At 68.1% G+C, this 12,306-nt stretch carries 10 protein-coding genes; 3 read left to right on the top strand and 7 right to left on the bottom strand.

The window, feature by feature from the left end:
• Window positions 1-16: 16 nt before the first annotated feature.
• The 5 genes from WFK98_RS02175 to WFK98_RS02155 all read right to left on the bottom strand — a co-directional run bounded on the left by WFK98_RS02175 (window position 17) and on the right by WFK98_RS02155 (window position 5,220).
• Window positions 17-1,021, bottom strand: a complete 1,005-nt coding sequence (locus WFK98_RS02175) for a sugar ABC transporter substrate-binding protein (RefSeq protein ID WP_266339190.1) — start codon at window positions 1,019-1,021, stop codon at window positions 17-19.
• A gap of 99 nt (window positions 1,022-1,120) precedes the next feature.
• Window positions 1,121-1,687, bottom strand: coding sequence for a hypothetical protein (locus WFK98_RS02170; protein ID WP_336799128.1), 567 nt, complete (start codon window positions 1,685-1,687; stop codon window positions 1,121-1,123).
• Window positions 1,687-2,922, bottom strand: coding sequence for a metal-dependent hydrolase family protein (locus WFK98_RS02165; RefSeq protein WP_336799127.1), 1,236 nt, complete (start codon window positions 2,920-2,922; stop codon window positions 1,687-1,689). The genes WFK98_RS02170 and WFK98_RS02165 overlap by 1 nt, the downstream gene beginning before the upstream one ends.
• 52 nt (window positions 2,923-2,974) lie before the next feature.
• Window positions 2,975-3,976 carry a 4-hydroxyproline epimerase gene (locus WFK98_RS02160; protein WP_336799126.1) on the bottom strand — a complete coding sequence of 334 codons (1,002 nt, stop codon included), beginning with the start codon at window positions 3,974-3,976 and terminating at the stop codon, window positions 2,975-2,977.
• Window positions 3,973-5,220: an NAD(P)/FAD-dependent oxidoreductase gene (locus WFK98_RS02155; protein ID WP_336799591.1), complete on the bottom strand. Its 1,248-nt coding sequence runs from the start codon at window positions 5,218-5,220 to the stop codon at window positions 3,973-3,975. Before WFK98_RS02155 ends, WFK98_RS02160 begins: the two co-directional genes overlap by 4 nt.
• A gap of 151 nt (window positions 5,221-5,371) precedes the next feature.
• Between WFK98_RS02155 and WFK98_RS02150 the strand changes: the two genes are divergently transcribed.
• Window positions 5,372-6,094: a GntR family transcriptional regulator gene (locus WFK98_RS02150; protein WP_336799125.1), complete on the top strand. Its 723-nt coding sequence runs from the start codon at window positions 5,372-5,374 to the stop codon at window positions 6,092-6,094.
• Between the two features lie 40 nt (window positions 6,095-6,134).
• Here the strand turns inward: WFK98_RS02150 and WFK98_RS02145 are convergent, their stop codons facing one another.
• Window positions 6,135-7,436, bottom strand: coding sequence for an ArgE/DapE family deacylase (locus tag WFK98_RS02145; protein ID WP_336799124.1), 1,302 nt, complete (start codon window positions 7,434-7,436; stop codon window positions 6,135-6,137).
• A gap of 606 nt (window positions 7,437-8,042) precedes the next feature.
• Window positions 8,043-8,954: a LysR family transcriptional regulator gene (locus WFK98_RS02140; RefSeq protein WP_336799123.1), complete on the bottom strand. Its 912-nt coding sequence runs from the start codon at window positions 8,952-8,954 to the stop codon at window positions 8,043-8,045.
• A gap of 117 nt (window positions 8,955-9,071) precedes the next feature.
• Here WFK98_RS02140 and atzF point away from each other — a divergent pair, with 117 nt between their 5' ends.
• On the top strand, window positions 9,072-10,886 hold the full coding sequence (gene atzF / locus WFK98_RS02135) for an allophanate hydrolase (RefSeq protein WP_336799122.1): 1,815 nt from the start codon (window positions 9,072-9,074) through the stop codon (window positions 10,884-10,886).
• Window positions 10,887-11,118: 232 nt separating this feature from the next.
• Window positions 11,119-12,222 (top strand): BMP family ABC transporter substrate-binding protein, encoded by a 1,104-nt coding sequence (locus WFK98_RS02130; protein ID WP_266339181.1) that lies wholly within the window; start codon window positions 11,119-11,121, stop codon window positions 12,220-12,222.
• The last annotated feature ends 84 nt before the right edge of the window (window positions 12,223-12,306 follow it).

The raw sequence follows: 12,306 nt of genomic DNA, 5'->3' as shown, positions 1-12,306 counted from the left end.
ACGTGACGCCGAGGCGTCAGCCCTGCCACTCGGCAACGAAGTCCGGATTCGCATCCAGCCACTTCTTGTCGACGATCTGCGGGATCTCGCGCAGCTTCGACTCGTCGATCCAGGTCGGGACTTCTTCGCCGCGCTTGGCCTTGACGATGGCGGTCAGCGCCGCGGCGCCCATCGACGCCGGCACCTGCATCAGCGTGGCGTTCCACTTGCCGGCGCGGATCGCGTCGACCGCGATCTGGTTCAGGCCACCGCCGATCGTGTAGACCTTCGAAAGGTCGATGCCGGCATCGGTCAGGGCGATCTCGGCGCCCATCAGGTGCTGGTCGGCGCTGCCGAGGACGGCGTTGACGTCGGGATGCGCCTGCAGGATGTCCTGCATCGACTTCATCGCGGTGTTCGGGTCGTAGTTGCCCTCGCCCGTCGCGACGATCTGGATGTTGCTGTGCTCGCCGAGCACCTTCTTGTAGGTCTCGTTGCGCAGGTTATCGAACGGATAGATCAGCTGGCCGATGATGACGGCCACCTTGCACGGGTTCTTGTCGGCGCAGTACTCGACGATCTTCTCGGCCTGGGCGCGCGCGCCGATCGACGGATCGGTAGCGACGGTCGTGGTCAGGCCCTTCACCTGCGGCTGCATGTTGCTGAGTTCCGGGCCGACCGGGAACAGCGTGGTCGCGACCTTGAGGCCGGCGCCGGTGGCGTCCTCGAGCGCGGTGGCGATGCCGACCGTGTCGTTCGGGGCGATGATGATCGCGTCGAAGCGGCCGCCTGCGACCAGATCCTCGACCTGGCTGAACTGCTTGGTTGCCGAGAATTCGCCGTCGAAGATCTCGGTGGTGACGCTGCCGCCGAAGTCCTTGGCCGCCTTCTGGATGCCGGCATAGATCGCCTGGTTGAAGCCGTTCTGGCTCGAAGCCGCGAGGAAGGCGACGCGAACCGGGGCGTCTTCCGCATTGGCCGCCAGCGGCGACATCAGCGTCAGGGCCGACAGGGCGGCGGCGGTCATGAGGGTCTTCTTCATTTCCATGTCTCCGTCAGGTGTTTGTCATTGGCAGGGGTCGTTTTCGATCCGCCGCCCAGGCCTTTTCGGCTCGTTCTTGTTGTGGTGGCAGGCGACGGCTCACGCCGTGGCGGCGCCCCCTTCCATTCCGGCATTCCGCGCGACCGAAAGGCCGGGCTGGAAATTCGCCTCGTCGCTGCCCTCGTTGGCGAGCAGCAGGAAAGCCAGCGTCACGATCGGCTGCCAGGCGAGCGCCTTTTCGACGCGCTCGGCCGTGTAGTGGCCCTTCTTCTCAAGAAGGTTGATCGTGCCGATCACCGTGTCGTTGGCGATGGCGGGCAGGTTCATGTTGGATTCGAAGCCGAGCGCCTGGATCTTCTCCCAGTCGAAGAACACCCCGGCGATCTCCTCGATGGTGGTCGAGGAGAAGTGGCGCCGGCCGGCCAGCACCGTCTCGAAGTAGAGGTTCTTGTCGAGGCGCTTGAAATTGCCGAGCGGATAGGCCTCGACATCCTCGGAGAAGACCCGGCGCGAGCGAAGGTTCGGGATGTCGTAGACCGAAGCGGTCAGGAGGCCGCAGCCGACGTCGCGATTGATGCCGGCATGCAGGTAGGCGAACAGGTTCGCGGCGGCGTTGGGGCCGGCGACGATGCGGGCGACGTGCTCGATGTCGAACGGGACGGCCATCACGCCGCCTCCGCCAGGGCGCCGCGCACGACGCGGCCGTCCTTGACGACGGCGCGCAGCGTCTCGGCCGGGCGGCCGAGCAGCGTGACGTCGGCGAGCGGATCGCCGTCGACGACGACGAAGTTGGCGCGGGCGCCCTTCGCGATCACGCCGACCTCGCCTTCCATCCGGCACAGCTTCGCGCCGATCTCGGTGGCCGAGCGCAGGATCTCGGCCGGGCTCAGAACCTTGGCGAGCAGGTCGAATTCGAGGCCGCCATACTTGCGCAGCTGGCCGAGCAAATCGGTGCCGAAGGCCATCGGCAGGCCGGCGTCGCGCATGATCTGCAGCGATTCCAGGCCCTTGTCGCGAACGATGTCGACCTTGGCCTGTTCGGCCGGACCGAGGCCCAGGGCGGCGCCTTCGAGCTTCAGGCCCTCATAGGCGGCGAGCGTCGGCACGGCGGTGCAGCCGGCCTCGGCCGCCATCGCCGCCGTCTCGGCGCCGATCAGGTTGCAGTGCTCGAGCGACTTGACGCCGAGCTTGACGCAGCGGCGGATCGAGGCATCGCTGTAGGTATGGGCCGAGACATAGGTGCCGGCATTGCCGGCCTCCTCGACCATGGCGCGGATCTCGTCGTCCGAATATTGCAGCGAGTCGATCGGGTCGTTCGGCGAGGCGACGCCGCCATTCGCCATCACCTTGATGAAGCGGGCGCCTTCCTTCAGCATCTTGCGACAGGCGCGGCGGACGTCGTCGACGCCATCGACCAGCACGCCCATGTTGGCGAGCCGCCAGCCCATCGCGTCCGGGCGGATGTCGGTGCGGGCGCGCAGGTCGCAATGGCCGCCGGTCATCGACAGGCCCTTGCCGCAGATGACGAGGTCGGGACCGTCGATCAGCCCTTCCTCGACGCCGCGGACCAGGCCGATATCGGCGCCGCCGAGGTCGCGCACCGTGGTGAAGCCGGCGTCGAGCAGGCCCTGCATGATCTTCGCGGCGCGGAGCGCTGCGAGCGAATCCGGCGCGATGACGTTGGACCAGAGATCAAGCGAATGGGCGACGACATGGAAGTGGCAGTCGATCAGGCCCGCCATCAGCGTGCGGCCAGCGAGATCGTGGCGCGGCATGCCCTCGGGCGCGGCGCCGCCGATCTCGGCGATGCGGCCATTGCGGACGACCACGGTCGTCGGCGCGCCGAGGCTCTCCGCATCGAGATCGGGAAGCCGGGCATTGATGAATGCGATATCAGTCATGGAAGTCCTCGTGAAGGGTGCGCGCCGGATGCGGCGGGTTGATCCCGCCTTGTCAGATCACCGTGAAGCCGTGCGCATAGGGGTCGCGATCGTCGATGAAGATCGTGCTGAAGCCGGTCTGGCGGGCCCAGCCGCCGATCGACGGGATGATGGCGTCGCGATCGCCGACCTTCACCGCCGCCTCGACGCGGCCCTTGAACAGGCTGCCGATGATGCTCTCGTGGATGAAGTCGTCGCCGACCTTGAGGCGGCCCTTGGCGGCCCAGTGCGCCATGCGCGCCGAGGTGCCGGTGCCGCAGGGAGAACGATCGATCGCCTTCTCGCCGTAGAAGACGGCGTTGCGGGCCGTCGCCTCGGGATTGAGCGGCGCGCCGGTCCACAGGATATGGCTCAGGCCGCGGATCGCCGGGTTCTCCGGATGCACGAACTCGTACTTGGCGTTCAACGCCGCGCGCAGCTTCGGGCTGAAGCCGACCAGTTCCCCGGCCGAGAAATCGGCCATGTCGCGGAAATTCGCCTGCGGTTCGACGATCGCGTAGAAATTGCCGCCATAGGCGACGTCGACCGTCACCTCGCCGAGACCCTCGACCTCGGCCGTCAGCCCCTCGGCATAGAGGAAGGCCGGCACGTTGGTGAGGCGGACCTCCTCGACGAAGCGGCCCTCCTGGCGGTACTCGACCGTGACGAGGCCCGCCGGCGTGTCGAGGCGCAGCCTGCCCGGCTCCTTCGGCGTGACGAGGCCGTTCTCGATCGCCATGGTCACCGTGCCGATGGTGCCGTGGCCGCACATGGGCAGGCAGCCCGAGGTCTCGATGAACAGCACCGCGACGTCGCAATCGGGGCGCGTCGGCGGATAGAGGATCGAGCCCGACATCATGTCGTGGCCGCGCGGCTCGAACATCAGCCCGGTACGGATCCAGTCATATTCGGCGAGAAAATGCGCCCGCTTCTCGATCATGTTCGCGCCTTCGAGGCGCGGACCGCCGCCGGCGACGAGGCGCACGGGATTGCCGCAGGTATGGCCGTCGATGCAGGAGAAGGTGTGATTGGTCATGCTGAAACGCTCGAAAAGCGGGAAGCCCTGTAGGGCGTGATGTCGATGGCGGAAGGCTTGCGCTCGACCAGATCGGCGACGAGTTCCGCCGTGCCTGCCGATTGGGTGAGGCCGAGATGGCCGTGGCCGAAGGCGAGCACCAGGGCGGGATGGCCCGGCGCCGCGTCGATCACCGGCAGGCTGTCGGCCATGGAGGGGCGGAAGCCCATCCACTGGGTGCCGCCCGACGTGTCCAGGCCCGGCAGGAAGGTCGCCGCCTTGCGCAACAGCGCGTCGGCCCGCGCCATGCGCGGCGGCAGGTCGAGCCCGCCGAGTTCGACGCCGCCGCCGACGCGGATGCCGTCGCCGATGCGGGTGACGACGAAGCCGTGGCCACCGAAGGTCACCTGCGTGCGGAGGTCGAAGCGGCCGGCCGGCAGCGTTGTGTTGTAGCCACGCTCGGTCTCGAGCGGCAGGCGGATGCCGAGCGGGCGGAGCAGCCGGCCGGAAAAGGCGCCGGCCGCGAGCACGACGCGATCGAACTGCCGATCCTGCCCGGCGGCGACCAGACGGACGCTGCCCTCGACAGGCGCGATCGCGCGGATGTCGCAGCGCTCGATCCGGCCGCCGCGGGCCCGGAAGAGATCGGCGAGATGGCGCGTCCACACCACCGGGTCGACGACGTTGATCCAGTCCGGCGTGAAGCCGGCATGGGTGAAGCGCTGGGCGAGGCCCGGCTGGATCTCGGCAATCGCCGCCGAGCCCTCCAGAAACTCGAAGCGGACGCCGGCGGCGCGGCGCTCCTCCCAGGATCCGAGGCTGCTGCGGAAATCGCGCTCGCCTTCATAGAGCTGCAGCTGGCCCTCGCGGCGCAGCAATCCTTCCAGCGCATGGCCGGCGACGAGGCGCTCCAGCGCCGCCTGCGAATGCGCCATCATCGCCGCCTGCGCGGCCACGGCGGCGCGGTAGCGATCCGGCAGGCTGGCGCGCCAGAACGACAGCAGCCAGGGCACGATCTTCGGGAGATAGGCGGGCGGGATCGACAGCGGACCGTCGGGATCGAACAGCCATTTCGGGGCGCGACGCATGATGCCGGGTGTCGCCAGCGGGATCACGTCGGCGAAAGCGAAGGCGCCGGCGTTGCCGCGCGAGGCGCCCGCCGCGACATCGGCCCGCTCGAGGATGGTGACGTCGTGACCGCGTTCCACCAGCGCCAGCGCCGACGAAACTCCCACGATACCCGCCCCGATCACGCCGATCTTCATGAAGCGCTCGACCTCATATTCGATGAATGCATCATGTGTAACGGGCTGCATTCCTGTTGTCGACAAACAAAATAAAAGGCATCGACACTTTTCACACAACCGGATTGTTGGCTAAGAAGGCCGCACCGGAACGCGAGGGGCGGACGCCATCATGAGCAAGCAGAACGACGCGCAGACCGTCGAAACCTCGATCGCCCACCGGCGCGGATCCGGCGTCGGCCATGTCTACGAGGCGCTCAGGAACGACATCATCGAGCTGGAGCTGCCGCCTGGCAGCCCGATCGACGAAGTTCAGTTGGCGCAGCGCTTTTCGCTGTCGCGCACGCCGATCCGCGAGGCGCTCGTCCGCCTCGCCGCCGAGGGCCTGATCACCACGCTGCCGAACCGCGCCACCATCGTCGCGAACATCGACTTCCTCGGCCTGCCGCAGTTCTTCGATGCGCTGACGCTGATGTACCGGGTGACGACCCGCCTCGCCGCCGTGCATCACCGAGAGGACGACATCCGCCGCATCGGCGAATTGCAGGCGACCTTCGCGCAGGCGGTCGAGGCGCGCGACGCGCTGGCGATGATTGCGGCCAACCGCGACTTCCACATCGAGATCGCGCGGGCCGGCCGCAACCGCTACTACACCGACCTCTTCACCCAGCTCCTGGACGAGGGCCGGCGCATCCTGCGGCTCTACTATTCGTCGTTCCACGACATGCTGCCGCGTGAATATGTCAACGAGCACGAGGACATGATCGCGGCGATCGTCGCCCGCGACGTCGAGCGCGCCGATGCGCTGGCGAGCGCCCATGCCGACCAGATCGTCCGCCATATCCAGGCGTCGATCACGGCCGACGGCCGCACCAACGCCCGCATCGCGATCTGAGGGATAGCGGCCCGATCTCTCGGGCCGCCCTCCCGCCGGGTCAGGCGCGGACCGGGCGGACACCGCACCACTCCGCCACGAACAGCGCGATCGCCTTGGTGATCTGCTTCATCGAGGCGAGGTCGGTCTTCTCCTTCGGCGAATGGCTGCCGCTGCCGCAGCCGCCATAGCAGAGCGCCGGAATGCCGTAGTAGAGATCATACTGGCGGGCGTCGCTGGTCGCCGTCTGGCTGAAGGTCTCGAGCCTGGCGCCGAACACCGTCTCGTGCACCCGCGAGAGAACCGCCTCGGCGTCGCTGCCGGGCTCCAGCACATGGCCGTCAGCCTGGAAGCCGATCCAGGTAAGCTCCGGCACCCGCGCCGAACCGAGCCGAGCGGCGCTGGCCGCGATCGCGTCGAGAACGCGCTGGCGCACCTCCGGCAGCGAATGGCCAGGCAGAACCGAAAGCCGGCACTCGAACTCGCACCAGGACGGCACCGAACCGAGCCAGTCGCCGCCGCGGATCTTGCCGAGGCTGAACTTCACCGGGTTTTCGATATGGCCGAACCAGGGGTGGTCCTTCGCCTCCTCGTTGATGCGCGCCGTCAGCGCCATCAGGTCGCCGACATATTCATAGGCCGAGAGGATGGCGCTGGCGCCGGTCTGGGCCTGAAGCACATGCACCGGCTGGCCGAGGACGCGCACGCGGAACCAGACCGAGCCGAGCTCGGCCCGGAGCAGGCGGTTTTCCATCGATTCCGGGATCAGGCAGGCATCGGCGACGTAGCCGCGCACCAGCGTCGACAGCGCGCCGTTGCCGGTGCACTCCTCCTCGCTGACCGTCTCGACGAAGACGTTCGAGGCCGGCTCCAGCCCAAGGCCGCGCAGCGCGTCGAGCGCGAACACCATCTCGGCGACGCCAACCTTCATGTCGTTGGCGCCGCGCCCGCTCATCATGCCGTCCTTCACCTGCGGCTCGAAGGGCGGGTGCTCCCAGAGTTCGGCCGCGCCGGGCGGCACGACGTCGATATGGCCCTGCAGGATCAGGCTGCGCCCGGCCGGCTGATCCACCTTGTGGCTCGCCACCACCTGCACCGCCTTGGAATAGTCGGCATCGACGACCGGCGAGTAGCCGGGCTTGCCGGCGATATCGACCTCATCGATCGTGAAGCTGTCGACCGACCAGCCGCGCTTGGCGAATTCCGACGCCAGCCAGGCCTGGCACGGCGCCTCGTTGCCGCGCGTGCTGTCGAAGCGGACGAGATTCGCCAGCCAGTCGATCTGGCGCTGCCAGTTCGCCTCGATCACGGCGTCCAAGGCGTCCGGATCGACCGAAGCGTGCGTCACTGTCTCTGTCGGCATGTGGAATTCCCTGTCTTCCTGAATGGGAGCGACGCGCAGCCGGCGTCGCCCGCGGCAGCGCTTTCGCCCTGTCCTCCTCGAACGGCGCCGCGGGCCTTGCGGCGCCCTGCCGGGATGCCGGAACGACGGCATCCGGACCTGCCCTGGGCGGCGAACCGCGCTCTTCGGCGACGGACCGACCGGCCTTTGCGCATCAGCATAAGCGGGAGGGAATTTCGGTATAGGCTAAATTTTCCGCAGGGATGCCCACCAGGCGGCCCCTTCCGGCTTCCCGGGCCGGCCCTGCGGCGGCCTGCGATCCCGCGCCCGACGGGCGCAAACGGCGGTACGATTTCGGCCGGCAAATCGACGCTGAAAATACTTGTTGTATAACAATAGCCTACAAGAGTCCTTTCAGCTTGGTCCAGGATGGCCGCCCGGCAGGCGACCGGCCGCGCCCGGTCGACGACGGCTTCCGTTTCCTGCCTGCAAGCTGATCAACGCAACAGTGGAAAAATAGGCTCGACAGGGCGCGCGAACCGCTCGGCGCCCCCGCCGGCAGATCTTGCGGCATCGCACCACGGCGACTCGACCGATCGTCCCCCTCAGCCCCGGGGTCGCCGGAAGCTAGCCGAGGCCGCCGGCGGCATAGTCCTTCAGGCTCGCGGCAAGCTGGACGGCGAACCGGGCCGAGGCGACCGGCAGGGCGCGGCCGCGCATCTGGCCGAGGATCAGATTGCCGGCCGGCAGGTCGCGCTCGGAGATCGGCCGGAACACCAGCGAGCCGTCGCCGGGATCGCGCAGGCCAATGCCAATCTGGAAGCCGATGACGTTCTCGTGCCGGACATAGTGGCGGATCATGTCGAAGCTCTCCGTCTCGACCACGGGCGAAACGCGCCGCGAACCTCGACGGGCGGCGAAATCGAGCAGGTGACGGACGCCGAACTGCGTGCTCGGCGCGATATGCGGCAGGTCGAGGCAATCGCGCAGCCGGATCTCGCTCTTCGCCGCCAGCGGATGATCGGCGCGCATGACGACATGCACCGGCTGCGGGATGACGTGCAGCACCTCGAAATCGACCAGGTAGATCGGCTCGTACACCAGCGCCAGGTCGCTCGAATAGGAGGCGAGGTCCTGCTCGGCCTGGGCACGGTCGCGCACATGCACGGAGAAGGTGACGCCGGGATGGTCGGCCCGATAGCGGGCGATCTCCTGCGGCAGGAAATAGGGCAGGAGCGCCTGCGAGCAGGCAATCGAGACATGGCCGCGCCGCTCGCCGGAGAGATCGGCCACCTGCCCCTGCACGCGCAGCAGGTCCGACCGCGTCGCGCGGAAATGGTGCAGCAGCAATTCGCCGGCCGAATTGAGCCGGACGCCGTTCGGCAGGCGCTCGAACAACTCGGCGCCGAACTCGTCCTCGAAGCGGTTGATGCGGCGGACCAGCGCCGAGGCGGTGATGTTCATGTCCTCGGCCGCCTTGCGCATCGAGCCGGCGCGGGCCACCGCCTCGATCATCTGGAATGTCTGCAGGTGCCGCATCCGGACCTCCTCCTGCGAGGCGGTGCATTTTCTGCACCGCGTTGCTGAAAACATAGCAATTCTAGACAACAGGAAAAGCTGCAAGCTGCAGAGGCTGATCTCTGCGGCGAGCGAACCATGAATCTCACGAAACTGCCCTTCACCATCGACGCGTTGCGGGAGGCCTATCGGGCCGGGCTGCGGCCGGAACAGGTGATCGCCGAAGCTTTCCGCCGGCTGGACGCCGTTGGCGATGCGGGCATTTTTATTCATGCGGCGCGCGAGCAGGCCTTGGCCGAAGCGCTTGCGCTCGGCGAACCGGACGGCCGGCCGCTCTGGGGTATCCCCTTCGCGGCGAAGGACAATATCGACGTCGCCGGCATGCCGACCACCGCCGCCTGCCCCGACTTCGCCCATACGCCTGACGCCGACGCCTTCGTCGTGGCGCGGCTGCGCGCGGCCGGCGCCATCTGCCTCGGCAAGACCAATCTCGACCAGTTCGCCACCGGCCTCGTCGGCGTGCGCACGCCCTATCCGGTGCCGAAGAACGCCATCGATCCCGCGATCGTGCCGGGAGGCTCGTCCTCGGGCTCAGCCGTTGCGGTGGCGCATGGCATCGCCAGTTTCGCACTCGGCACAGACACGGCCGGCTCCGGCCGCGTGCCGGCGGCCCTGAATTCGATCGTCGGCCTGAAGCCGACCCTAGGTGCTCTGTCGGCGACCGGCGTCGTTCCAGCCTGCCGCACGCTCGACACCGTCTCGATCTTCGCGCTGACGGTCGCCGACGCCTGGACGGTGTTCGAGGCCGCCGCCGCGCCGGATGGTGCGGATGCCTATTCGCGGCCGATCGCCGTTCCCGCCCTTGCCGCGCCGCCGCCTTCACTTCGCATTGGTGTGCCCGATGCGGCGAGCCTCGTCACATTCGGTGACGCCATCCAGGCCGCGAGCTTCCGCGCCACGATCGCGGATCTCGCGAAGAGCGGCGCCGTCATCGTCGAAATGGACCTCGAACCCTTCTTCGCCGTGGCGCGCATGCTCTATGAGGGCGCCTGGCTGGCGGAGCGGGTCGCGGCCGTCGGCGACCGGCTGACCGAAAAGCCCGAGACGCTGCACCCGACGACCCGCGCCATCCTCGAGCCCGGCCTGGCGCTGACGGCCGCCGATGCGTTCCGCGGCTTCTACCAGTTGAAGGATCGCGCAGCCGTCTGCCGCAAGGCTCTCGCCGGCATCGACGCGCTCTGCGTGCCGTCGATCCCCGCCTTCGTGACGCTCGACGAGATCGCGGCCGATCCGATCGGCCCGAACTCGCGCCTCGGCACCTACACGAATTTCGCCAACCTGCTCGATCTCTGCGGCATCGCCGTTCCGACCGGCCCGCGCGCCGACGGCCGTCCCGGCGGCGTGACGCTGCTCGCCGCCAAGGGGCGCGACGCGCTCTGCGCGGCGATCGCCGCCGGTCTCGAGACCGGCCCGTTGGGCGCGACGGGCTGGTCCCGTCCGGACGCTTCGCTTCCGGACGCCGAGCGGCCGACCGGCGACGAGATCGCCATCGCCGTCTGCGGCGCGCACATGTCCGGCCTGCCGCTCAATCATCAGCTCACCGATCTCGGCGGCCGCTTCCTGCGCGCGACCCAAACGGCGCCCGAATACGGCCTCTACGCGCTTGCCGGCGGTCCGCCCGCCCGCCCCGGGATGGTCCGCCACGCCGCGACCGGCCAGGCGATCGCGCTCGAGGTCTGGGCGCTGCCAAAGATCGCCGCCGGCGCCTTCCTCGCCGGCATCCCCTCGCCGCTCGGCCTTGGCACGGTCAAGCTTGAGGATGGCAGCTCGGTGAAGGGTTTCCTTTGCGAAACGCAGGGGCTGGCCGGCGCCACCGACATCACCAGCCATGGTGGCTGGCGCGCCTGGCTCGCCGCCGGCGCCGTGCGAACGCCGCCGGAGGTCGTCGCATGAGCCGCGATCCGCGCCCCGACGCCAATCGACTGCCTAATTACGAGGCACGCATCGTTGACAAGCAGAATGCCGGCGACAGGCCTGCAAAGCGCCGGGTTCGCAGGGTTCGCAATGGCTTGCCCGACGCACCCCACCGAATACGGGAATGGCACGCGCCTTGCGTCTTCCCGGTAGACCGACCGGCTGCCGCTGGGGGCGCGCCGGAAACGCAACCTGAGCCACGGAGCCTCGCATGTTCACATCGTCGCTGACGAGACGTTCGCTTCTCAAGGCCGGCGCCGCCGGTGTCGCTGCCGCCGCCCTGCCCTTCGGCGTGGCCCGCGCGGCCAACCCGATCGTGATCGGCGCGGTCTATGTCGGCCCGCGCGACGATTTCGGCTGGAACCAGGCCCATGCCGTCGCCATGGACGTGCTGAAGCAGGTGCCGGGCGTGACCGTCATCGAGGAAGAGAAGGTGCCGGAAACCGACGCCGTCACCCAGTCGATGGAATCGATGATCAACCTCGACCAGGCCAACCTCATCCTCGCCACCTCGTTCGGCTACTACACGCCCTTCATGGTCGAGGCGGCCAAGAAATACCCGAACGTGCAGTTCCGCCATGCCGCGCCGCTCTGGAAGGAAGGCGATCCGAAGAACGCCGGCAGCTATTTCTGCTACCTGAACCAGGCGCATTTCGTGAACGGCGTCGCCGCCGGCCTGTCGTCGAAGTCGGGCAAGATCGGTTTCGTCGCCGCCAAGCCGATCCCGTCGGTGCTCTCTAACATCAACTCCGTCCTGCTCGGCGCCCGCAGCGTCAATCCGAACGCCACCGTGCAGGTGATCTTCACCGGCGAGTGGTCGCTGCCGGTGCGCGAGGCGGAAGCCTCCAACGCGCTGATCGACGCCGGCTGCGACGTCATCACCTGCCATGTCGACGGCCCGAAGGTGGTGGTCGAGACGGCGGAATCGCGCGGGGTGAAGAGCTGCGGCCACAATGCCAGCCAGGCGCCGCTGGCGCCCAAGGGCTTCATCACAGGCGCCGAATACAAGTGGGAGACGATTTACAAGATCTACGCCGACGCCCTGGCGGCCGGCACAGAGCTGCCGAACTTCATCGCCGGCGGCTACCACAACGACATGCTGCGCAACACCGCCTATGGCGCCGGCGCGACGCCCGAGGCGATCAAGGCCGCCGACGCCGCGATCGAGGGCCTGAAGGCCAAGAAGCCGATCTATGTCGGTCCGCTCAAGGACAATACCGGCAAGCTCGTCATCGAAGGCACCAAGGACAATTACGACCCCGTGCTCGACGGCATGAACTTCCTGCTCGAGGGCGTCCAGGGCTCGATCACCTGACCTCTCTCCGGCGGCGGCCCCGGCCGCCGCCGACCCCAGCGCAGCGCGCGACCGCGCAGTCAGGAAGGAACAAGGGATGCCAAC

It is taken from the genome of Kaistia sp. MMO-174 (assembly GCF_037147815.1).
Classification (GTDB): Bacteria; Pseudomonadota; Alphaproteobacteria; order Rhizobiales; family Kaistiaceae; genus Kaistia; species Kaistia nematophila.
Note: the sequence above shows the minus strand (reverse complement) of the source record. Positions and strands in the feature narration are given on the sequence as shown.